General features: G+C 38.9%; 19 protein-coding genes. 5 read left to right on the plus strand and 14 right to left on the minus strand.

The window, feature by feature from the left end; translation table 11 throughout:
• Positions 1 to 14 precede the first annotated feature (14 nt).
• A complete protein-coding gene (locus IV81_RS06880; RefSeq protein ID WP_057803626.1) occupies positions 15 to 935 on the plus strand; it encodes an L-lactate dehydrogenase in 921 nt (306 codons plus the stop codon).
• Between the two features lie 107 nt (positions 936 to 1,042).
• Here IV81_RS06880 and IV81_RS09395 read toward each other — a convergent pair whose 3' ends face one another.
• Complete coding sequence (locus IV81_RS09395) at positions 1,043 to 1,210, minus strand: hypothetical protein (protein WP_164488203.1); 168 nt, start codon at positions 1,208 to 1,210, stop codon at positions 1,043 to 1,045.
• 68 nt (positions 1,211 to 1,278) lie between these two features.
• Positions 1,279 to 1,791 carry a transcription repressor NadR gene (locus IV81_RS06885; protein ID WP_057803628.1) on the minus strand — a complete coding sequence of 171 codons (513 nt, stop codon included), beginning with the start codon at positions 1,789 to 1,791 and terminating at the stop codon, positions 1,279 to 1,281.
• A 158-nt stretch (positions 1,792 to 1,949) separates the two neighbouring features.
• On the opposite strand from IV81_RS06885, the gene IV81_RS06890 reads away from it, so the two are divergent.
• Together IV81_RS06890 and IV81_RS06895 are read left to right on the plus strand one after the other, a co-directional pair.
• Positions 1,950 to 3,140, plus strand: a complete 1,191-nt coding sequence (locus IV81_RS06890) for an MFS transporter (RefSeq protein ID WP_057803630.1) — start codon at positions 1,950 to 1,952, stop codon at positions 3,138 to 3,140.
• 79 nt (positions 3,141 to 3,219) lie between these two features.
• Positions 3,220 to 3,864, plus strand: coding sequence for an NAD(P)H-binding protein (locus IV81_RS06895; RefSeq protein WP_057803632.1), 645 nt, complete (start codon positions 3,220 to 3,222; stop codon positions 3,862 to 3,864).
• 73 nt (positions 3,865 to 3,937) lie between these two features.
• Here the strand turns inward: IV81_RS06895 and IV81_RS06900 are convergent, their stop codons facing one another.
• Together IV81_RS06900 and IV81_RS06905 are read right to left on the minus strand one after the other, a co-directional pair.
• Entirely contained in the window at positions 3,938 to 6,034 is a 2,097-nt protein-coding gene (locus IV81_RS06900) for an ABC transporter ATP-binding protein (protein WP_057803635.1), read from the minus strand.
• A gap of 6 nt (positions 6,035 to 6,040) precedes the next feature.
• A complete protein-coding gene (locus IV81_RS06905) occupies positions 6,041 to 7,777 on the minus strand; it encodes an ABC transporter ATP-binding protein (RefSeq protein ID WP_057803636.1) in 1,737 nt (578 codons plus the stop codon).
• Between the two features lie 187 nt (positions 7,778 to 7,964).
• Here IV81_RS06905 and IV81_RS06910 point away from each other — a divergent pair, with 187 nt between their 5' ends.
• Positions 7,965 to 8,621, plus strand: coding sequence for a TetR/AcrR family transcriptional regulator (locus tag IV81_RS06910; protein ID WP_057803638.1), 657 nt, complete (start codon positions 7,965 to 7,967; stop codon positions 8,619 to 8,621).
• On the opposite strand, the gene pepT is transcribed toward IV81_RS06910, so the two are convergent.
• Both pepT and IV81_RS06920 read right to left on the minus strand, forming a co-directional pair.
• Positions 8,590 to 9,846: a peptidase T gene (pepT, locus tag IV81_RS06915; protein ID WP_057803640.1), complete on the minus strand. Its 1,257-nt coding sequence runs from the start codon at positions 9,844 to 9,846 to the stop codon at positions 8,590 to 8,592. The genes IV81_RS06910 and pepT overlap by 32 nt on opposite strands.
• 14 nt (positions 9,847 to 9,860) lie before the next feature.
• Positions 9,861 to 11,492, minus strand: a complete 1,632-nt coding sequence (locus tag IV81_RS06920; RefSeq protein ID WP_057803642.1) for a peptide ABC transporter substrate-binding protein — start codon at positions 11,490 to 11,492, stop codon at positions 9,861 to 9,863.
• Positions 11,493 to 11,931: 439 nt separating this feature from the next.
• Here IV81_RS06920 and IV81_RS06925 point away from each other — a divergent pair, with 439 nt between their 5' ends.
• Positions 11,932 to 12,786, plus strand: coding sequence for a patatin family protein (locus IV81_RS06925; RefSeq protein WP_057803645.1), 855 nt, complete (start codon positions 11,932 to 11,934; stop codon positions 12,784 to 12,786).
• Positions 12,787 to 12,869: 83 nt separating this feature from the next.
• Here the strand turns inward: IV81_RS06925 and IV81_RS06930 are convergent, their stop codons facing one another.
• From IV81_RS06930 to IV81_RS06970, 8 genes are all read right to left on the minus strand, one after another.
• Positions 12,870 to 13,454, minus strand: a complete 585-nt coding sequence (locus IV81_RS06930; RefSeq protein WP_057803647.1) for a peptidylprolyl isomerase — start codon at positions 13,452 to 13,454, stop codon at positions 12,870 to 12,872.
• A gap of 154 nt (positions 13,455 to 13,608) precedes the next feature.
• On the minus strand, positions 13,609 to 14,238 hold the full coding sequence (locus tag IV81_RS06935; protein ID WP_057803648.1) for a hypothetical protein: 630 nt from the start codon (positions 14,236 to 14,238) through the stop codon (positions 13,609 to 13,611).
• 138 nt (positions 14,239 to 14,376) lie between these two features.
• Complete coding sequence (locus IV81_RS06940; RefSeq protein ID WP_057803689.1) at positions 14,377 to 16,071, minus strand: DUF2075 domain-containing protein; 1,695 nt, start codon at positions 16,069 to 16,071, stop codon at positions 14,377 to 14,379.
• Positions 16,055 to 16,384 carry a nucleotide pyrophosphohydrolase gene (locus IV81_RS06945; protein ID WP_057803650.1) on the minus strand — a complete coding sequence of 110 codons (330 nt, stop codon included), beginning with the start codon at positions 16,382 to 16,384 and terminating at the stop codon, positions 16,055 to 16,057. Before IV81_RS06945 ends, IV81_RS06940 begins: the two co-directional genes overlap by 17 nt.
• Positions 16,385 to 16,700: 316 nt before the next feature.
• Positions 16,701 to 17,582: a LysR family transcriptional regulator gene (locus tag IV81_RS06950; RefSeq protein ID WP_057803651.1), complete on the minus strand. Its 882-nt coding sequence runs from the start codon at positions 17,580 to 17,582 to the stop codon at positions 16,701 to 16,703.
• A gap of 41 nt (positions 17,583 to 17,623) precedes the next feature.
• On the minus strand, positions 17,624 to 19,045 hold the full coding sequence (locus tag IV81_RS06955; RefSeq protein WP_162257321.1) for an anion permease: 1,422 nt from the start codon (positions 19,043 to 19,045) through the stop codon (positions 17,624 to 17,626).
• Positions 19,046 to 19,060: 15 nt separating this feature from the next.
• Positions 19,061 to 20,458 carry a flavocytochrome c gene (locus tag IV81_RS06960; protein WP_057803656.1) on the minus strand — a complete coding sequence of 466 codons (1,398 nt, stop codon included), beginning with the start codon at positions 20,456 to 20,458 and terminating at the stop codon, positions 19,061 to 19,063.
• 246 nt (positions 20,459 to 20,704) lie between these two features.
• The gene (locus IV81_RS06970; RefSeq protein ID WP_057803659.1) at positions 20,705 to 22,087 is read right to left on the minus strand and encodes a class II fumarate hydratase; all 1,383 of its coding nucleotides are present in this window, start codon (positions 22,085 to 22,087) and stop codon (positions 20,705 to 20,707) included.
• Between the last annotated feature and the right edge of the window lie 256 nt (positions 22,088 to 22,343).

Raw genomic sequence — 22,343 nt, forward strand, 5'->3', positions numbered from 1 at the left:
GAGGTGACTAAATTATGACAAGAAAACTTGGAATTATCGGAATGGGACACGTCGGGCAAGCCGTTGCACAACAAATTATCACTAATGGTTACGCCGATGATCTAGTATTAATTGATAAAAATAAATCAAAGGTTGGAGCTGACGCGCTCGATTTCGAAGACGCGATGCCCAATTTAACTAGCCACACAAATATCGTCGTTAATGATTATGCGGAGCTGAAAGATGCTGATATCATCATTTCGGCCTTGGGAAAAATCAAATTATCGGATAATCCTAACAACGATCGGTTCGCCGAACTTCCACATAACCGCACTGAAGTTAAAAAAGTTGCTCAAAAAATTAAAGAATCTGGTTTCAACGGGATCTTGATCGCCATTACCAATCCCGTTGACGTGATCACATCACTCTATCAACAAATTACGGGACTTCCTAAGGAACACGTCATTGGTACGGGAACCTTATTGGATTCTGCTCGAATGCAACGAGCGGTTGGTAAGGGTCTCAACATTGATCCACGTTCTGTTACTGGCTACAATTTGGGTGAACACGGTAACTCCCAGTTTACAGCATGGTCGACAGTTCGTGTCTTAGATCAACCAATTCAAGAATTGGCTCAGCAACGTGGACTAGATCTTGATCAAATTAACGAGGATGCTCGCATGGGCGGTCGCTACGTAATCGTTGGTAAACACTACACTAACTATGGAGTTGCAGCAGCCGGCGTTCGCTTAGCCAGCGTAATCCTAAATGACGCTCGCGAAGTGCTTCCCGTTTCTAATTTCCGTGAAGAATATGGTACTTACCTTTCCTACCCGGCAGTTGTTGGACGGGATGGAATTGTCGAACAGCTTCAGTTGAAACTCACTGATGAAGAACTTTACAAGCTCCGACAATCCGCACATTTTATTATGGAAAAAATTGAAGAAGCAGATTAAAACATTAAATAAGGGGCAACGATAAAACTCAGATTTTATCGTTGCCCCTTATTTTTAAAATTTTTACTGTGGTAAGTGTCCTACCATCCTGTATCCAAATGATGGAATTATTTTTGATCGTCTTTTTTCTCATGATCCTTCATAATTTCTCGATTGCGACGCTCGCCATCTTTAATTTTTTGTTGATATTTACGACGCCCTAAATAGGCTTTAATGATAAACGGAATTTGAACGATCGCATAGATAATTAGTACAATTATTAAAATTCTTAACATCGAATTCCTCCTAAAATACCCAACGCTTTGCGAATAATATACTACGCTCACCCTCAAATGTCTCTTACTTAGACTTCATGATATAAAATTCCAGAAATTTCAAGTTGCTTTTTTGCTCGTTTCAGCTCTGCTTGACTGTCGGCCGATAACGTATGGCTGTGAATTCCTCCAGTCAACTCCGATAACAGGTGGCCTTTACTCTCCCGCATATGCTGAATAAACTGCCGAACATCGTGACGATTGTTGATCCGCATTTGTCCAGATAACTGTCCATATAAGGGATGATCAATCGTTACATCTTTGATGCTAACCCCTTCTGCCACAATCAAATTCATTTCCTGTTCGGCTTGATCAGGAAAATGGCGACATACGACGATCTCTTCAAAGTCACGCACCTGTTCGTACTCGTAGCCCCGCGAAGTTGAAATGATTTGTTCACCTTGCGCCCGTAATAATGCGATATCACCAACAATGGTTTGTCGGCTTACATCAAACTGCTCGGCAAAATCAGATGCCTTGATTGGATCTTTAGCACCCATTAGTTGCTCTTTAATTAACATTTTTCGATTTTTTTTCGTCATGGCAATTTACCTCTTAATCATATTCTAACAGAAATTATCTTCCAATATATGTCAAGACATTAATTTAAAATATAGGTTGTTATATTAATATTTATGTTGTAATCTTATAAATGTTTTAATAGTGTCAAGACACTAAAACAGAAGGAGAAGGGTGAATTATGTTGAATGAGGTTACAAATCATCGAAAGTTACTAGTAGCTTCCGGTTTCGCATGGTTATTTGATGCGATGGATGTTGGAATGTTATCTTTTATTATTGCGGCTTTGGCAAAGGAGTGGCATCTCACTGAATCACAGGTGGGTTGGATTGGGAGCATTAGTTCTCTCGGAATGGCGGTTGGAGCGATTGTATTTGGTGCTTTAGCCGATCGCTTTAACCGGAAAAGTATTCTAATTATTAGTTTATTAATTTTTTCAATTTTTAACGGAATCTCTGCGTTAACTACAACCTATGCGGCTTTTGCACTTATTCGTTTTATCGTTGGTTGTGGACTTGGTGGCGAACTTCCAGTCGCTTCGACCCTGATTTCAGAAAACGCTCCCGCTAAAACTCGGGGTCGGGCCGTTGTGCTACTAGAAAGTTTTTGGGCCGGTGGATGGCTAATTTCCGCATTAATTTCTTATTTTGTAATTCCAGAACTTGGCTGGCGAATTGCAGTATTTATTACTTCCTTAACGGCCGTCTACGCCTTGGTACTACGATTTAGTATTCGAGAAGAAGACCACCAAATTCGAAGTTCAAAACCCAAGATTAGTTTTTCCAAACGCCTTCAAAGCATCTGGAATCAAAACTATTCTAAGGCTACTTTGATGTTATGGATTGTCTGGTTTATGGTTGTTTTTTCATACTATGGAATGTTTTTGTGGTTGCCAAGTGTAATGGTAATGAAGGGTTACAGCATCGTTCATAGTTTTGGCTACGTTTTAATTATGACAATCGCTCAGCTTCCTGGGTATTTTACCGCGGCTTGGTTAATTGAAAAATGGGGCCGGAAATTAACGTTAATGGTCTTTTTAACCGGAACCGCAGTCAGTGCTATCGCGTTTGGTTACGCTACTGGCCTAGCAATGTTGATGACAGCCGGAATTTTGCTATCGTTCTTTAATCTTGGCGCATGGGGCGCCTTATACGCCTACTCACCCGAACAGTATCCTGAAGAAATTCGTGGAACTGGTTCTGGGATGGCCGCTGGAATTGGACGAATCGGCGGAATCGTTGGACCATTGCTTGTCGGATATCTAACTGAACATGGCATCGCGCTTTCAGTCGTTTTTATCATTTTCTTTATTTCAATTATGATTGCTGTGATAGCAATCGGCGTCCTCGGAAAAGAAACGATGGAGAATTAACTCTCATAAACAACTTAATTGGTTTTACATCCCTTAATAGATATAATGAGCATGTTAAATAGATTAAGGGGTGAACATTATGAAGATTGGAATTATCGGTGGCGCTGGACGTGCCGGAACTTATATTTATAATGAAGCAGTTGAACGCGGGCACGATGTAACCGCAATCGTTCGCAACAAAGAGCGTGCCCAACACCGTCTTGGGACTGACGCAAAACTATTAGTCAAAGATACTTATGCATTAACCCGGGAAGATTTAGCACCTTTTGACGCAGTTGTCGATGCGCTATCCGTTCCTTGGGGATCTGGGCAAGGGTTTGAGCATCTTGATATGGCTGCTCACATTGTACATCTACTAAGAGGAACTAAAACGTTGGCTTTATTTATTGTCGGCAGTTCCAGTTTAAAAGTAAACGGTCAATTGATGTATGAAACTTTTGACGAAGAAACTGCTCAACAGCCTTGGTTTGACGGCGCGCAATATCAATATTTTGAATGCGTCTTTCTTCAGATGACGCCTGACGTAAACTGGATCGCAGTTTCACCATCCATGGCCTTCCCGACCGGACCGAAAACCGGCTATGTTCGTGGAAAAGATGACCTATTGGTTGATGAGTCAGGCAATTCAGAAATCAGCACGGGAAATATGGCTGCCGCCATCATTGACGAACTTGAAGGCCCCAAAAGTCTACATGCTCGCTTTACAGTGAGAGATCAAGCCTAACCTACGTAATTGTTTTTAAAAATTGGTACACAAAAAGGATGACGAATTCGTCATCCTTTTTTGTAGCTTTAATTTATTCAAAGACAAATTGATTATGATAAAGTTCGGCATAGAAACCATTTTCAGCAACTAGTTCATGATGAGTTCCTTCTTCAATAACTTGACCATCTTTAAGGACAACAATCTTATCCGCGTTAAGAATTGTCTTTAATCGATGGGCAATTACGAAAGAAGTTCTCCCAGCAATTGCTGCTTCCATCGCCCACTGAATTTGTTGTTCAGTAACCGTGTCAACATTAGAGGTTGCTTCATCCAGAATTAAAATTTTAGGGTTTGTTAAAATCGTTCTGGCAATTGAAATTTGCTGCTTTTGACCAACTGAAAATACTGAATTAGTATCATCGACATGAGTTTCGTATTTATCAGGCAAACTTTCGATGAATTCATGAATATGCGTCGTCTTGGCAACGGTGATTACTTCCTCCATTGAAGCATCAGGCTTACCAAATCGGATGTTATCAGCAATCGTTCCATCAAAGAGAACCGATTCCTGTAATACAATTCCGACGTTCGATCGTAAATTATCCAAATCAAATTCACGAATGTCGGTTCCGTCATACTTAATAACACCCTTATCAACATCATAGAACCGATTCATCAAATTCATTACCGTCGTTTTTCCCGAACCAGTCGGTCCAACCAACGCCACCATCTGGCCTTTTTCAACGTTAATATTAACATCTTTTAAAATTGGCGTGTCTGGTAAGTAACCAAAGTCGACATGTTCGATTTGAATTCCGTCATCAATTCGATCAAATTTCTTACCGTTTTCTGGACGAACTTCATCTGGCTCATCAAACATCACGTTTAAGCGAGTCGCACCAGTAACGGCTAACTGCAATTGTCCAAATGAAGAGGAAATTTGCATAATAGGGTTGTAATATTGTTGAGCATACTGGATAAAGGTTACGACCAATCCTAACGCCGCAGCAGTTCCTAATGATTTGTCATTTAAGGCAATCCTAGTTCCCAAGAAAATTACCAATGCGGTCGTGAGAAGTGAAAAGCCGTTCATCAACGGTAAAATCATTCCAGACCACACCTGTGCACCAAAGACGGATTTTTGAACTTTTTCATTTCGTTCTACGAAGCCGTCAATTGCGTCTTGCTGTTGACCTTCAACGATGATCGCTTTTTGTCCAGAAATTTTTTCATCCATATAAGCATTTAATTCACCAATCTCAGCTTGTTGGCGATCGGTATTGCGTTTTGCTTGAATGATAATAATAACTGCGCATAATACTGCTACCGGTGTTGTAGAAACCGTTACCCAGGCCATGTTTACGTTTTGACGGAAAATCATGATTAAAACCCCAATGAACAATGCCGCATTGGTGGTTACATTTACGGCTGCTTGGTTAAGAGTATTTTGAATATTATCCAAATCAGACGTGAATCGAGCCAAGATGTCGCCGTCTTCGTGACGATCAAAGTAAGCAATCGTCATGCGTTCCAGCTTACCAAACAGTCCCTTACGCATCCGGTTCGTTGAATGTGCAACAATTCTTGTGAATAAAATTTGGTAGATCAGCTGGGCAACACCAGTCATCACGTAAAACGCTAACAGTTTCCACATTGTTGAGAAAAAGTCAGCCTTGCTGGCTGGTGAAGACACAGCAACTTGGTGAAGACTATTAATTGTTGTTCCATCAGGAAGGGATGATAAAATACCTGCCGGAACGTTGCCGTTAGTCAAATTTTGCCAATTGCTAGGCATGTCGGCCATTTTTTGTAAACTATCGATTGTTGTTCCCTTTGGTAGGTTTGATAGAACTTGATGTGGCACGTTACTATTTGTTAGCGTTGTCCAATCAACTTTATGTCCCGCTGCCTGACTCATTTGAGTGGCAATGTTTTGTAATGTATCCTGAGCTTGTCCGCCACCTTCAGCAATTTTTTTAAGTGCCTTAATTGCGTCATCAGCGTGTTGATGTGTAAAAAAGTCTGAAACATAGGTTGTCAAGTGGGTAATCGCGTCCCCCAAAACAACCGGAGCCTTAACTTGAAGGTACGTTGCAGCAAAAATTAATATCGCAATCACTAAAAATTGAAGCTTATATTTTCTTAAATAGAGGTAAAAGAATTTTATTGCACGAGCTGTATCATTCATTCTTCACTAATCCTCCTTTGCTTTTTGTGTATCATAAATCTCACGGTAAACGTCTGAACTTTCAACAAGTTCGTTATGTGTTCCCGTTGCAACCAAACGGCCTTCATCAAGCACCAAAATCTTATCGGCATGAACAACTGATGAAATCTTTTGAGCAATCACAATCGTGGTCGTTCCTTGTAATTCATTATTGAAGGCATCTTGTACCAATTTTTCGGAACGAGCATCCAAGGCCGAAGTTGAATCATCTAAAATCAAAATTTTCGGGTTCTTAATTACTCCTCGGGTAATTGATAAACGTTGTTTTTGTCCACCTGAGAAGTTGTTTCCACGCTCTTCTACTTCCGCATTATAGCGTTCAGGGAGCTGGTCAATGAATTCTGCAGCTTGCGCAATCTTAGCAGCGCGATCCATGTCTTTTGAAGTTGCATCCCGTTTTCCCTGTTTCAAATTACCGGCAATCGTTCCCGAAAAGAGAATTGCTTTTTGAAGAACAATCGAAATTGTATTTCGTAACGTTCCTTGTGAAACGTGTCGGATGTCTTTTCCACCAACTTTAACGCTTCCTTCGGTTGGATCAAAAAGTCGCGGTATCAACTGCGCTAGCGTGGACTTACCTGCTCCCGTTGCTCCGACAATTCCGACCATTTGGCCTTGATTAATTTTAAAGTTAATGTCTTTGAGCATCATATTTTCATCATTAGGATACTTAAACGACACATGATCAAATTCAATTGAACCATCTAAGTTTTCATCAGTTGTTGTGTCAAATTCCATTGATGGCTTAGCATCTAGCACTTCACGAATTCTTCCCATTGATACAAATCCACGAGAAGCAAACATTGACATCATTCCACCCATAATAATTGCAAACATAATTTGCATCATGTATTGGATAAACGACATAATTCCACCCAATTGATCTTGAGCAACTGAAGGAGATTTAGTAACAAACGTCGAAATTAGCATTATAGCGGCAAAAATTGCAAGTTGTGAAACAATTGTGAATGCTGGAATCATCGTTGAAAATGTATATCCAACCGCTAAGTTATGTTTTAATAATTCATCTGATTCTTTATCAAATTTTTCGGTTTGATTTTTTTCTTGAACGAAGGATTTCACCACACGTGCACCACGTAAATTATCGCGTGCAATGGAGTTAATTTTATCCATCAAAGCCTGGAATGCACCGAAATGTGGGCCCATCGAACGCATTGATAGACCCGTGATGATTACGATCAACACAATCATAATGACAATAATCCACCAAAGCTGCGGCAAGGTAATTATTGATAATATAAATGCACCAACAAAAAGTAACGGTACTCGAATAAGGACTTGGAAAACCATCATCAATAACATTTGAATTTGGTTCATATCGTTGGTCATTCGAACAACGAGGTTGGCCGAATTAAACTTTTCCACATCTGCATATGAAAAAGTTTGAATCTTCCGAAAAGTTCGTTCACGTAGATCAGCGGTAACTACTTGGGAAATTTTAGCAGCCGTGATTGTATTTAAAATTGATCCAATCAAACCAACTACCGCAATTACAATGAGCGCTACCCCGTAATTACTAATTTTGTCGATCCGTCCTGCCGTGGTCAGCGAAGTATCCGCCATCACGCTTAGGATGTTTTTCATATAGCTGGGTTGCCATAAAGCCGCTCCAACTTGCAGGATCATCGTCAACATCGCTGCAAAGACGAGAGCTTTATACTTGGCAATTGCCTTAAGCATCATCTAAATCTTCCTCCATTCCATTCTTAAACTTATCAAAATAAGTTATAATTAATTGAACTCCAACACTGTTGGATAAAAAGCAAAAAAAAAGCGCTTTTGAAAAGCGTTTTTCATTATAGCAAATTCAAATTTAAAAAACAACAGCGTTTCATAAAAATATCCTTAATCTTGAACGGGGCGAATTAAAATGGCAAATCAAAAAATTAACCGTGAACAAATTATTATTCAAGCTTTAGAAACATTACAAAAAAGTAAGTCTTTCACCCAATTTTCACTACGTAAAGTTGCGACAGATTTAAACGTTGATGCCTCTACCCTCTATTGGCATTTCAAAAATAAACAAGAGATTCTCCAAGCTATGGCTGCGTACGTGGTTGGCCGCGTGAAAATTCCCGACACGAATCTGAAGTGGGACGATCAGTTAAAGCAACTCTTCAGCAATATGTTTGATGTTTACGAGCGCTACCCATTCTCGGCCATTCTCATGATTGAAACAATTCCTTCCGATCTAGTTCGGCTTAAATTAATTGATCATACAATTGGTATTATGGTCGACGCCGGAATTGACGAACAAACCGCCAATGTCGCTGCGACTTCTTTTGATTTTCTGTTAACAGGACTTAACATTGATCTTACCGTTGAAAATCGCTTTCGCCAACAAATTGTCCAAAATAAGAATGCTGAAATGGCCGATCACGTAAAGATAATTCATCAAAACATTAAAAATTATGATTTAAAACATATGCAATCATCCGTAAAAATACGGAATCAATTTTCTGCCAAGGAACAATTTGAAATGGGACTGGACTTAATTATTGATGGTTTGAAAAAGCGTTTGAATTAGTATTATAATCAGCCCAATTTTTTATACATCCAACAACAACCTGAGCTGCTAATGCCATTTCTTCGACGGTTATATATTCGTATGGGCCATGATAGTTTCCACCACCGTTAAATAGGTTGGGAGTTGGTATTCCTTTTTTGGTGATGAAATTACCATCCGTCCCACCTCGAAATGGAACGATATTTGGCTTTAGACCCATCTGCTGATAAACCTTTAAGGCAAGCTGGGTGATTTCTGGATGCTTTTTAATTTCCGTTCCAATGTTATGATACTGATCAATAATTCTTAAAGTGCTTCTTGAATAGTCCAACGTTGAGTTTAATTTTTCAATGATTTTTTTCAGTTCAATCTTTCGATTTTTAAATTGTTCGTCATCAAAATCACGGATAATTAAATCAATTTTAGCGTGGTCAACCGCGCCTTCAATTGCGTCTACTAAGAAAAAGCCCTGACGTCCTTGGCTTTTTTCTGGGACGTCGTCAACAGGTAATTGACTAAGAACCCTATTAGCAATAGTGATTGCATTTACTAAAGTTTTGTAGGCATTCCCAGGATGTACTGCAGTACCACTAATTTCAATTTCGGCTTTTGCTCCGTTGAAGGTTTCAACTTCTAAATCGCCTGGTCGCCCGTTATCCAGCGTATAAGCAAAGCGCGTTCCAAAGTCTTCTGCATCAAACCGTTTTGCTCCCCTACCGATTTCTTCATCGGGTCCAAAACCAATTTTTACATCTCCATGCGGAATTTCAGGATGATCTAACAGATACTTAATTGCGCCAATAATTTCGACAATTCCCGCCTTATCATCTGTTCCCAGTAAGGTCGTTCCATCACTTGTAATCACCGTCTGCCCCTTCAGTTGCTTCATCTCTGGAAATTGACTTACTTGAATTGTCGCGCCGGGAAGCACAATGTCACCTCCGTTATAGTTTGGATGTACAATTGGTTTTACGTTTTCAGCTATAAAATTAGCCGTATCTAAATGGGCAATAAATCCGATTGGGTCAACCTTTTTTGCGGTGTTGCCAGCTAACTTGGCCGTTACGTAACCATTTTCTGGATTAATCTTAACTTCACTTAATTGTAGTTTTTCTAAATCTTTTGCAATTAATCTAGCCAGTTTTGTTTGTCCCGCTGTGGTTGGAGTCGAGGTACTCTGTGAATCCGATCTTGAATTGATTTGAACATAGTTTAAAAATAAAGACTTAATATACTCTATATCCATATATTCCTCCTATATTATTTAGCAATGTACGTTGTTTTCCAATCATAGGGCACACCCGCTGGGTTATACACAACGTTTTTAACCTTGGGATTAAGCAATTGTGACTTGGCTGACTGGTAAAGTGGAATTGTTCCCTGATCCTCAATCAATACTTTCTCCGCTTCAACTAGCTTAGCCCAACGTTTTTCAGGACTGTTTGCATATTCATTTTCAGCCTCGTCGATTAACTTATCAAAATCCTTATTTTTCCATCCCTGTGAATTATATGATGAATTAGATTCATAAACGTCCAAGAAGTTAATCGGGTCAGCAAAAACCGATTGCCACGTTTGAATTGTTAAATCATATTGCTTAGCGGCCTGTTTCGTAAAGAGTTGTACCGCTGGTACGGTTCGTAAAGTAATTTTAACTCCTGGTAGTTTCTGAAGCTCATTTTGAATATATTCTGCTGTCTGTTTACTACTATCGGTGTCTGAAACTAATAACTCAGCCGTAATTGAACTATTTCCAGTCTCTTTGAAACCTTCGCTCAATAATTTTTTTGCTTTGGATAAGTTATATGAAATTCCTGATTTAACGTAGGCTTCATCTTGAAATTCTTCACCTGTTTTTGGATTCTGTCCCATTCCGTTTGGTACAAATCCTTTTGAGGCAATCGATCCATCTTTTAAGACATCTTTAGTTAGTTGTTCCCGATCAATAGCAAGCGAAAATGCTTGTCGGATTTTTAAATTTTTAAATGCCTTAATTTTTCCTTGGTTTAAATCTAAGCGTGAAGTTCCCGTTGGAAGCCGCTTGATGAATGCTTTATTACTGTCATTATTTGCAACTTGTTCACCGGACAGTAGTGTTTCATCTACCGTTCCCGCTTGGAAAAGATTGTAACTAGTTGTTGTACTTTCCGTCACGCGTTCATTAATTTTTTGAAGCTTAACTTTTTTCTTGTCCCAGTAAGTTTTACTACGTGCTAAGGTCCAAGTCTTATTGCTTCCTGTCCAATCTGCTAATTTATATGGACCATCAGAAACCGTGTATTTTGCTGCCGTGCCGTATTTTTTGCCATATTTATCAACAGCATTCTTATTAACTGGATAAAATAGAGGCCATGCTAGTAATTTCTTAAAATAAGATACTGGCTTGGTTAACTGAATGGTTAGCTTATACTTCCCGTCTGCTTTAATTCCAAGCGTGTTAATTGGCTTCTTACCTTCATTGATGGCTTGAGCATTTTTAACCTGGTAAAAATAAAAAGCATCCTGTGAAGCAGTTTTTGGATCAACCGTTCGACGCCATGAATAAACAAAATCTTGCGCAGTTACTTCATCACCATTTGTCCATTTAACCCCTTGCCTTAAATTAATAGTGTAAGTTTTTCCATCTTTGGAAATATCAGTTTTTGTTGCGAGCGCACCGGTCGGAGTTCCTTTTGAATTCAGTCGATACAATCCTTCTTGAGTGTTCATTAATACGTTAAAACTTAACGTGTCTGTTGCTTGCGCTAAGTCCACCGTAGAAATTTGTGACGATTCGGTCCAATTCAAAACCTGCTTTGATGCGGTTGTTTTATTATTTCCATTATTCGAGCATCCCGCCAATACTAATCCAGATAATACCATTACCGTTCCGATCCATTTTTTGTGTTTCATCGCTTTCTCCTCTCAAGCCAATAAAAAAGTCCCTAACATAACCAAATCAACGGTTATATTAGGGACGCCTTGCGTGTTACCACCCATTTTTATGAGTTTTTCACAAAACTCACCTTTCTAACTTCAATCAAAGTCGCGGAAATAACGCTCCGTCACGGTTTAACCAGCTTCCACCAGCTAACGGCGATAACAAGTTCATCTTCATCTATTTTTTTAAACGCACGCTCTCACCTACTCGCGCTCTCTGTGGAATATACTAAATAAATCACTCTTCCTTTTGCCTTTTTAATGTTTTTATCATCATAATTTAATCTAAAACATATGTCAAGGAAATCTCGATATTAATTAATTACATACTTCCTGTTATCAATAATTTGCCAGCCAACCAAAAAAAGCGCTAAAATAGCTCTTGTAAATTATTACGAAAGAAGGGATTCCGTTGGAAAAAGCTGCATTAATACTTGAAGGAGGCGCACTCCGATCGTTTTTTACGAGTGCGGTGCTGGACCAATTCATCGAAAATAAAATGGAATTCGAATACATCCACGGTGTTTCTGCTGGAACCATGTGTGCCATGAACTACATCGCTAAACAAGCACGACGTTCATATGATGTTAATCTACACTTTCTCCATGATAAACGTTATATCGGATTTAATAATCTCCTTCATAACGGAGGAATCTTCAACCTAGACTTCTTATTTTCACCCGAGTGTTTTGCGTATAGTCCCTTTGACTATGAGACCTATCAAAATAGCCAACAAGTTTTTGAAATCACTGCAACGAATGTCTTAACAGGTAAACCCGAAATTTTTCGAAAATCGGCCACTGATAACCAGGAAGAAGCCATTAAGGCATCTGCTAGCATGCCCTTAGTTTCTGACATTCGTGTTGTAAATCACCAACCTTACTTGGACGGAGGGATTGCGGATTCAATTCCATTCCGACGCGCACAAGAACTAGGATACGAGAAGATGGTAATTGTTTTAACTCGTGATATTAATTACCGTAAACCTGAAAATAGTCGTGCGATTAATGAGCTAGTCAAATTAAAGTACCACGATTTTCCACAATTTGTACAAACTTTTATTGATCGTCCGCGACAATATAATCGTGCCTTAGACAAAATTGAGCAGTTGGAACGCGAGGGTAAAGTTTTCGTCATTCGCCCTCAAGAACCAGTTACTGTTTCTCGTGTTGAACGCGATGATCGTAAGCTGATGGCACTTTATGATAAAGGTACAGCCGTAATTCAAGATCAACTTGAAGATTTAAAAAAGTATTTGAATAATTAAAAAGATGTTAAGCATGCGTTATCAACCTCTTGGCTGTTAACTGGGAGATTCTCATGCTCTAACATCTTTTTTGTTAGCTAACTCTATTTTTCAACAGTTACCGATTCCATTACAACGTCTTCCTTAGGCTTATCCGCACCATCGCGCGATACCTTACTGATCGCCTTAACGATATCCATTCCGTCAGCGACCTGACCGAATACCGTGTGCCGTCCATCAAGCCAAGGCGTGCCACCCTTGCGATATGCTTCCACAATTTCTTCGGGAAACTCTGCAGCTTTTAATTGGCGAATCATTCGTTTAGGAACGTTACTATTGGTGACGATGAAGAATTGACTTCCATTAGTATTAGGACCCGCATTGGCCATTGAAAGCGCACCATCTAGGTTAAAAAGCTCATTTGAAAATTCATCTTCAAATTCTTTTCCATAGATACTTTCGCCACCCATTCCCGTTCCGGTAGGATCCCCACCCTGAATCATAAAATCTGGGATTACGCGGTGGAAAATTACGCCATTGTAGTAGCCCTTTTCTGCCAATTCGATAAAATTTTTAACCGTCTTGGGAACTAGTTCATCAAACAGTTGAATTTTAATATCGCCCTTATTAGTTTTAATAGTTACCTTGGTTCCCGTTGCATTCTCTAAATCTAATTGTGGATATGTCATTTTTTCTCCTTTTATTTGTACATTATAGTGATAGGAAACATTTTATTACAAAGCTCGGAATAAGGGAATAGAGCATTATTATATTCGCACAAAAAAACCAATGACGAATGCCATTGGCTCTCTCTTCTTCACTTACGTTAATTAAGAGCTTTTACTAATTAAATGCCATTTTATCTCGATCAATTCGACCAGTATTCGGTTCAATTGCGATTCTCAATAAAGTTGCGTGGTCTTTTTTGTATCCATCAACATAAACTTCACGATGCCTGTTTAAATCCAAACGTTCCAAGCCCCGCTCTTTGATTTCTGCATCAATTTTTTGGAAAGTTTGATCGTCATTTTGGAGAGGTTGGCTGCTAAAACTTTGGATCTCAACACCCTCTGCCAAATTTTCAAATTGAACGTTTTGCGCTAAATCTCCCAATTGGAGGATGTCGATGGCCTGTTTTGCAAACTGTTTATGCACAAACAGTGGTTGTTTTATCCACAACTTAAATTCTTTTCGCTGATCAAATTCCGTTCCACCCGTCCAGACCGCCTGCAGTGGATACGGACGATAGCTTCGATATCCCTCAATTTCAATTCCTGCCCGTGGTCCTTCGCTAATTTTTTCCGAAATATTCATCAACATGTCAGCCAATTTTAAAAATTCTGGATCATCAGTTTTTTGTGGGGCCGTTCCAGTAATTGTTAAATAACTCCGCGTTGTCAAATTGACAAAACTTACATTTTCATCATGTGAGTACTCTTCTGCTTCAACATTTCGCCAATCAAATTGAACCATTTTGGTCATCTCCTCTATTTCTATACCCGAAGTATAACGCCATGACGACTTTGGAGAAAATGATATGATTTGTATTGTGATTTTAGGGTTAGGGGCGCCGATGGGATTAGGTTGGGCTGTGGAATTTCTATGCGGTATTTATTTGATTTCGCCATTTTGTGCCTTTAATAATATTTTCCTTAACTCTTCATCCACCGCATAAATGTATAATCCGTTAACACCGCGGGTTAAAAGTACGTTTAATTCATTAGGGAGCAATTTGTCAAAAATCTTAACTTTAGTTCCATCACTAATTGTCCTATTTTGAATCGCATTTTTATTTGAACTATATTTTGGATCATAAATTATCTTTCCGTTACGAAATTTAACAGACGGACCGATTATGACCCCGCTGTAGTTCAAATCGAACCCTTGTATTGTGTAAGTCGAACCCACTTCGTTAATCGAATCCCTTCGCTCTACCCATGATAACTTTTTACTATCTTTAGAAACTTGCAAGTTCCAAGGCAACTTAAAGTCATCTGTTTCAACTTCGTACAATTCTCCAGATTTTTGTTTTGTTGATGAATACTTCCAATCATAAGTTGCAAGTATTCTGGAAAGACCATCCTCTTCTTTTTTTAAATCTTTCTGCTCAATAGCTTTATATAATTCTTTTGCACTCTTAAAAATCTTCAAGTCATATTTACCATCATTTTTGGGTAAATTGCGGACTCTTTTCCCGTAAACTAGTTCTTTGACCCACTTTACTGTATCTTGATTAGCATTCATTCTCAATTGCTCTTTTAATTCGATCAAATTTCCTCTTTTTTTAGCTTCATTCTCTAATTCTTCAAATTTTGAATCCTCAATATATTGATCTGTTTTCAAAATTTGATGTCTATCTAAAACAGCAATTGTTACTTTAGACCTATCAACAATGTCCGTAATTTGACTTTCTCCAAAGTAAGATTGGTTTTTTCTCGTTAACAATAAATGTGCTTCATCGACTAAAGTTATATCTACAGGGTTATCCTTACTAATCTTATTAATAAATCTTGTCGAACGCATAACTCGCTCTTCATTTTTTCGCTCAATGCTCAGTTTTTGTGCAATACTTTTATACACTTTCACCTGTTCTTCGTGGTTAACAACCATATATGAGGATGCATTTTTAAATCCGTCATCTTGTCCCGAAAGAGCATAGAATAGAGAACTTAACAAAACTGTTTTTCCAGATCCGGCTTCGCCTTCTACCAAAATTAATTGATGGGTCTCTCCATTTTCTTGCACCACTTCTTGGACACGCATCAAAATCTGATTTTTAGCCTGCAACTGATCGTGCGTTAATTTATGAAAAGGAGACGCTTTAAAAAGAGCATTATCTTGGATGATTTTTTCAATGGGAAATAGTTTTTCTTCACTTTTCTTTAATTCCCTCCAAGTTTTCGAAAAAATGGCCTCCATTTCAGAAGAAGGAAAGTACTTATACTGTGGATTATCCCGTCGATTTGTTATATTCTTTACCGCATCCACACCCGTCATATATAACATCATTTTATTTTCAATATCTAGCGTTAACGACTTATTAAAGTGCTCATGACCAATAACAATCATCTCAGAGTTTTTACCATACTTATATAATTCCTTAAAGTGTTCTCTTGTTCGTTGATTGATATTATTTGTTTCACCAACATAAACTTGATAACTCTCTTCATTTTTAGAATAGATAATATAGACCGTTGGATACTCTAGAATATACTCCCTCCCCTGTGACAAATTCTCAGCTAAACTTTGTAGATCTTTTTCCGTAAATTGTATTTTGGTGATAATTGGATCACTTACTTCTTTCATTGCCTTTTCTGTCATTTTTCCACGTTCGACCTTCGTTAAATTTTACTTTTCGTTGAATTAAATCATAGGGATTAACGCCTAATTTTTCGCAAACATAAAATGCATAAATTAAAACATCTGCAATTTCTTCTTCCAAATGTTCTTCTTCCTCATTAGAAAGCTCATCCTGTTCATTCTTCCATTGAAAGATTTCCAAAGACTCACTTGCCTCTAGGTTCAATGATAGTATTAGATTTTTTAGATTATGATATTTTTTCCAATCGCGTTCATCTCTAAATTTTATTAACATTTTTTCGATTTCGTCGTATTCCATTTTTACAACCTCATAATCTTTTAATCATTTTATTTATGTACAAAAGTGACATTATAAAACATAGATAACATTAAATAATTCAAGTAAACCTACTATAATAACTTATAATTATTTTCAGTGTACCATAACGTAATATAGACTAGGATTTATTTTTCTATGTAAAAATACATTAATTCCGCCGATAATACTAATTTTTTTACGTCTAATCGGTTGAATTAAAATAGGGCCTAGTTTGACATTATAGAGAAGAGATCGAATAATACTATATCGATCTACTAAAAAAGCCATCACCCTTTGGTAACAGCTTTCCATCATTCTAAACATTCATCGTTGATAAAATCTCAATAAGTTCCTTTTCATCTTTCGTTAAGACATAACCCTTCCGAATGACAACGGAAACGTTAAAACGTTCTGGCAGTGGGTCCTCAATTGCTAAACAAACAACGCCATCATCCGAATTCACCGCATCTTTAACCAAAAATCCAATTCCTAAATTTGCACGAACGATACTTTTTAACCATGAAATATCGGGCGTGCTATAAATAATATTTGGCTTAACGTCAGCATGCCGGCAAAACGCTTCAAATGCTTGCGGATGAACAAAATTACCGTTCATTCCGATAAAATTAACATCATTTAATTCGGTAAAACTAATTGATTGTCGCTTTGCTAACGGATTTTCGGGACTCACAATAATATTAAATGGTCGCTCACCCAAATGGATCGCTTCTAAATCATCGTAACTGATAGGACGCGGCGAACCAATCAATGCCACGTCAATATTTCCATCGGTTAACTCTGAAAGTAACTTAGCAGAGCCGGCTTCGGTAATTTTTAGCTGACTAAGATACCCTTTTTTTAACAATTCAGCTGCTGCCTGTGGAAAATAGAATGTGCCAATAATCGGCGGTAATCCAAAACGAATTTTTTTCTTACTCGATTGTTCAATTTCCCGATGAGCTAATGCGATGTTAGCCTGAATCATCTGCGCATTTTTATAAAGCAATTTCCCAGCCCTAGTGATCGTTGTTTGATGATGCGCCCGATCCTGTTCAATTAACCTAGCGCCAAACTCTCGCTCTAAACGCTGAATTGCTTGCGTAATTGCCGGTTGTGAAACTAAAAATTGTTTTGCCACGTAAGTATAGTTTTTATATTTAACCATTGCCAAGAAATATTCCAAGTCCTTAGTATTCATATTAGGCACCCATTGTTAATTATTGACCAAAAACAAAATTTTTACCACAAACCAATCACTTTCATCCAAACTGATCCTGCGCCAATCCAAATGACTAAGTAGACAACTCCCAGTAGTGCGTTCATTTTCCACCAGTCATTTTGCTTTACATATCCTGAGCCAAAAAGAATTGGGGCCGGACCGTTACCATAATGGGTTGTAGATCCCATTAAGTCACCAAAAAATCCAAGCATTAAAGCAGCTAGCAATGGTGGAACTCCACCAGACACGGCGACCGCTAAGAACGCCCCGTACATGGCACTTACATGGGCGGTTGCACTAGCAAATAAATAATGGCTATAGAAGTATGCCACAATCAAAATAATTAAGACAAAAATCCAGTTCATTCCGTGTAGTGAAGAACCAATCGACTTGCTCAACCACGGAATAAATCCGAGCTCATTTAATTGACCGGCCATCATTACTAAAACTGAGAACCAGGTTAAAGTGTTCCAAGCACCAGTCTCTTTTGTGACGTCAGTCCATGAAAGAACTCCGGTAATTAATAGTAGGGAAAGCGCGATAAAGGCCGTTAAAGTTGCATCAATTCCCAAAAATGACCCTAAAACCCAGAGTACCAACGCAACTAGGAAAGTCATAATCATAAACTTTTCAGCTACACTAACTTTGCCCATTTCATCAAGCTGTTTTTTCGACCATTCTTTAGCATCGGGTGTTTCTTTAATTTCTGGTGGATAAATTTTGTTAATAATTAGTGGAACTAAAATTAGTGAAATAATTCCTGGTACAACCCCAGCAATAAACCAGTTCATCCACGTAATATGTATTCCCAAAGGTTTTGCCAGTGATTGGGTTAACGGATTTCCAGCCATCGCCGTTAGAAACATCGCTGAAGTAATAATATTTCCTTGAAATTCAGAAAAAAGTAAAAATGAACCAATCTTCCTTTGTGTATTATTTTCTGGTGTTGACCCAAACGCACTCGCTAGCGAACGAATAATTGGATACATAATTCCGCCGGCTCGCGCCGTATTACTGGGTGTCGCTGGCGCTAGAATTAAATCTACGCCAATCAGCGAGTAGGCGAGTCCCAGCGTTTTTTTACCAAACATGCTAACAAAATGGAATGCCATTCGTCGTCCTAGTCCGGTTTTGATGAAGCCACGGGAAATGAAAAACGCCATCACAATCAACCAAATACTGTCATTTCCAAAGCCCGCAATTGCCTTGTTCATCGGCACTTCACCCGTCAAGACGGTTATGCTGAATCCAATGATTGCCACCCCACCAATCGGAAGGGGTTGCGTAATACAACCAATAATCGTCGCAACAAAAATTGCAAACATATGCCATGCAGCAACCGAAACGCCCACAGGCTTTATCGGTGAAAGAAACCACAAAATTAAACCAACAACAATCGGGGCGATAAACTTTTTATAATTTACGTTTTCAAGAGTCATTATTTTGCTCCTTCGTAATTAATCCGTTTGTTTCAAATATTTAAAAGCCTGCTGTCCCGCTTGACGTCCAAAGACAACAATTTCAGCGATTGAATTACCGCCAATTCGGTTATTACCATGTAAGCCACCAACCACTTCGCCGGCCGCGAACAGTCCTTTAATAGTTGTTCCATCATCCTTCAAAACCTGTGTTTCCTTATTGACTCCGACGCCACCCATTGTGTAATGAACGGCAGGTGCAATATGAATTGAGAAAAAAGGTCCCTTCACGATATTGCGATCCATCCCCGTTGCTCGTCCAAACTCTGAATCATTATGCTTTTCAACAAATCCATTCCATTTTTCAACCGTTTGCTTTAAGTTATCGGCATTCAGTCCTGTTGATTCTGCCAACGCTGCTACACTTGCACCCGTTTTAACCAAGCCAATATGGTCATAAAACTCAACAGCTTTAACTCGGTCTCGAATTCCTTGATCAAAAATCAGCCATGCTCCAGTTCCATCTAAATCGTCGATTGCTCCTGAAACTTTTTTGCGAGTATCGAGTTCATTAACAAACCGTTTTCCATCCCGATTGACTAAAATTGCGCCTTCACCACGAACGGCCTCTCCGATTAGATATGCATGATCTGTATCTTGTTGAACGGTTGGATGAATCTGAACTTGGTCCATATCGACAAGCTTCGCGCCAATTTTTTCAGCCAACGCAATCCCGTCACCAGTCGCTCCCGGCTGATTAGTCGTTTTATACTTTGCCAAATCTGGGCGGTATTTCTTCAATAACTCGGCGCTCGCTCCAAAGCCACCACTTGCCAAGATTACCGCCGAGGTTTTGATATTAATTTCATGTTGATTGGCAACCGCTTGAATTCCAGTAATTTGATCGTCGTCCGCTTCCAACTTTATCACTTTAACGCCCGTAAACACTGGAATATTTAGTCGATCCGCCTGCTTTAAAAGTTCTGAAACCAAAAAACCACCAATTGGTGCCAAGGAACTCGGCCGATGAGTTCGCATCACTTTCATCCCGCCGGTAATAGTCAAATCATCCAGTTTTATACCATGCTGCGCCAACCAATCAATCGCTAAGGCACCATGTTCTGTAAAGTATTTTAATAATTCAACGTTATTAAGTTTTCCACCGCCATTATAGGTTTCTTGATAGAAATCTTGAAAACTATCCACAATTTGATGATCCAATTGGACTGTCGTTTCGGCTGCGTTCATTCCGGATGAAGCCCTAGTAGTATTCCCACCAATTTTATCCATTTTTTCTAAAATCACCGGATGTAATCCCAATTCACGTGCTTGAATTGCGCTGGTCAATCCCGCTCCGCCTGATCCAATAACAACCAAATCATAATTATCCTTTAAAGTAGCAAGATCACTTGGTTTAAAAATAAACTTTTCTGGCATTTGTTAGTTTCCTCCTATTGTATGTTGCGTTGTTTTGAAGTTTGTTCGACAACCGCAAAAATCCAAACCCGGGATTTTCCCGTTTGTCATGTTAATTCTCAAAACCAACCCGGTTTCATCCGCACTCAGTTTAATCGGCTCCTGAAACCTGTTTTCTCCGGTTAACCCAACAACCGCAAAAATCCAAACTCGGATTTTCCCGTTTGTCACGTTAATCCTCGAAGTCAACCCGGTTTCATCCGCACTCTATTTTTTATAATTCGTCATTTCAATTGGTACGACCCATTGATCAAACTCTTCTTCAGTTAATTTTCCCGATTTAAGTGCAGCCTCTTTTAACGTTGTCCCCTCTTTTTCAGCCTGCTGAGCAATTTTGGCGCTATCATGATATCCGATATGAGGAGAAAGCGCCGTAACGGTCATCAAAGAGTTGTTAACTAATTCTTCCATGCGCTTTGAATTAACTTTCATGCCAGCAATCATTCGGTCGGCAAAACCATAAATTGTACCGGTCAAAAGTTCAGCGGACTCTAAGAACGAGCTAATCAAAACTGGTTTATAAACGTTCATTTCAAAGTTTCCTTGACTGGCTGCTAAATCAACCGCTACATCGTTGGCCATAACCCGTACTGCCGCCATCGTGATCGATTCCGCCTGTGTTGGATTAACCTTTCCCGGCATAATTGAAGAACCCGGTTCATTAGCAGGTAAAGTCAGTTCGCCATATCCGGCGCGCGGACCGCTACCCAGGAAGCGGACATCATTAGCAATTTTCATTAAATCACTTGCCAACGTTTTGATGGCTCCGTGAACAACATTTAATCCAGAATGATGCGCCAATCCATAAAATTTATTTGAATCGGCGGTAAATTCGAATCCATACACATCACTCATTTCTTTAGCAATGATTGCTGAAAAATGAGGTGCCGCGTTCAATCCAGTTCCAACTGCCGTTCCACCCATTGCAAGCTCACTTAGGGTTGGGTTTAAGTCCTGTAAATATTTTAAATCATGCTCAAGGGCGCTCTTCCATCCGCTAATTTCTTGTCCGAAAGTCAGTGGGGTTGCATCTTGGAGATGAGTTCTTCCGATCTTAACAACATCCCAATATTGCTTTTGTTTTTCATCTAAGTTATCGATTAAATGCTGAACCGCTTTTTCAAGTTTTACAACCGCAACTGCCGCCGTAATGTTCATTGCCGTTGGAAAAATATCATTTGAGCTTTGCCCGTGATTCACATCATCATTAGGCAAAATTTCAATGTCCATGTTAATCTTTTGAGCCATGTGGGCCACAACCTCGTTAACATTCATGTTGGTCTGAGTTCCAGAACCCGTTTGATAAATTACCAAGGGAAAGTCTTTTCGGAGCTCATCATCACTGAGCGCCAATAGCCGATCGATTGCTTCCACGATCAAATCAGCTTTTGCCGAATCAATTGCTTCTTCTTTTTTATTCGCAATCGCAGCAGCCTTTTTAATTTGTAATAATGCTTTAATTATTTCGAGCGGCATTTTTGCTCCCGTTGGGAAATTATTGCGGCTTCTTTCAGTTTGTGCTCCCCACAATGCATCAGCTGGAATCTGAACTGGACCTAACGTATCTTCTTCTGTACGGTAATCTGACATTTTCATAACCTCCGTATAATTTTACATGTGAAATTTCAATCAATGAATCTACAAAGCTTTTAACATCTTGATGATATTCCGTCAAACAACTTATAGTCAAAGCTTTACCAGGTCATAAATAATACTTATAACGATTTTGTAAGCGCTGTCTGCATAACGGTTTTGACTACATTTATGTATTATTGATTTACAATTCACAAATAATTTAAATAATAAAAGCAACATCCTTTAGTATACGGAATGTTGCTTAGAGTTA

The organism is Pediococcus stilesii (genome assembly GCF_001437075.1).
GTDB classification, from domain to species: domain Bacteria; phylum Bacillota; class Bacilli; order Lactobacillales; family Lactobacillaceae; genus Pediococcus; species Pediococcus stilesii.

Coding starts and splice junctions, on each gene's coding strand:
- IV81_RS06905 (WP_057803636.1), bottom strand. CDS start 7,777: ATGATGCTTAAGGCAATTGCCAAGTATAAAGCTCTCGTCTTTGCAGCG.
- IV81_RS09395 (WP_164488203.1), bottom strand. CDS start 1,210: ATGTTAAGAATTTTAATAATTGTACTAATTATCTATGCGATCGTTCAA.
- IV81_RS06920 (WP_057803642.1), bottom strand. CDS start 11,492: ATGAAACACAAAAAATGGATCGGAACGGTAATGGTATTATCTGGATTA.
- IV81_RS06970 (WP_057803659.1), bottom strand. CDS start 22,087: ATGTCAGATTACCGTACAGAAGAAGATACGTTAGGTCCAGTTCAGATT.
- IV81_RS06950 (WP_057803651.1), bottom strand. CDS start 17,582: ATGAATACTAAGGACTTGGAATATTTCTTGGCAATGGTTAAATATAAA.
- IV81_RS06895 (WP_057803632.1), top strand. CDS start 3,220: ATGAAGATTGGAATTATCGGTGGCGCTGGACGTGCCGGAACTTATATT.
- pepT (WP_057803640.1), bottom strand. CDS start 9,846: ATGGATATAGAGTATATTAAGTCTTTATTTTTAAACTATGTTCAAATC.
- IV81_RS06940 (WP_057803689.1), bottom strand. CDS start 16,071: ATGAAAGAAGTAAGTGATCCAATTATCACCAAAATACAATTTACGGAA.
- IV81_RS06935 (WP_057803648.1), bottom strand. CDS start 14,238: ATGGTTCAATTTGATTGGCGAAATGTTGAAGCAGAAGAGTACTCACAT.
- IV81_RS06930 (WP_057803647.1), bottom strand. CDS start 13,454: ATGACATATCCACAATTAGATTTAGAGAATGCAACGGGAACCAAGGTA.
- IV81_RS06945 (WP_057803650.1), bottom strand. CDS start 16,384: ATGGAATACGACGAAATCGAAAAAATGTTAATAAAATTTAGAGATGAA.
- IV81_RS06960 (WP_057803656.1), bottom strand. CDS start 20,458: ATGCCAGAAAAGTTTATTTTTAAACCAAGTGATCTTGCTACTTTAAAG.
- IV81_RS06900 (WP_057803635.1), bottom strand. CDS start 6,034: ATGAATGATACAGCTCGTGCAATAAAATTCTTTTACCTCTATTTAAGA.
- IV81_RS06910 (WP_057803638.1), top strand. CDS start 7,965: ATGGCAAATCAAAAAATTAACCGTGAACAAATTATTATTCAAGCTTTA.
- IV81_RS06885 (WP_057803628.1), bottom strand. CDS start 1,791: ATGACGAAAAAAAATCGAAAAATGTTAATTAAAGAGCAACTAATGGGT.
- IV81_RS06890 (WP_057803630.1), top strand. CDS start 1,950: ATGTTGAATGAGGTTACAAATCATCGAAAGTTACTAGTAGCTTCCGGT.
- IV81_RS06880 (WP_057803626.1), top strand. CDS start 15: ATGACAAGAAAACTTGGAATTATCGGAATGGGACACGTCGGGCAAGCC.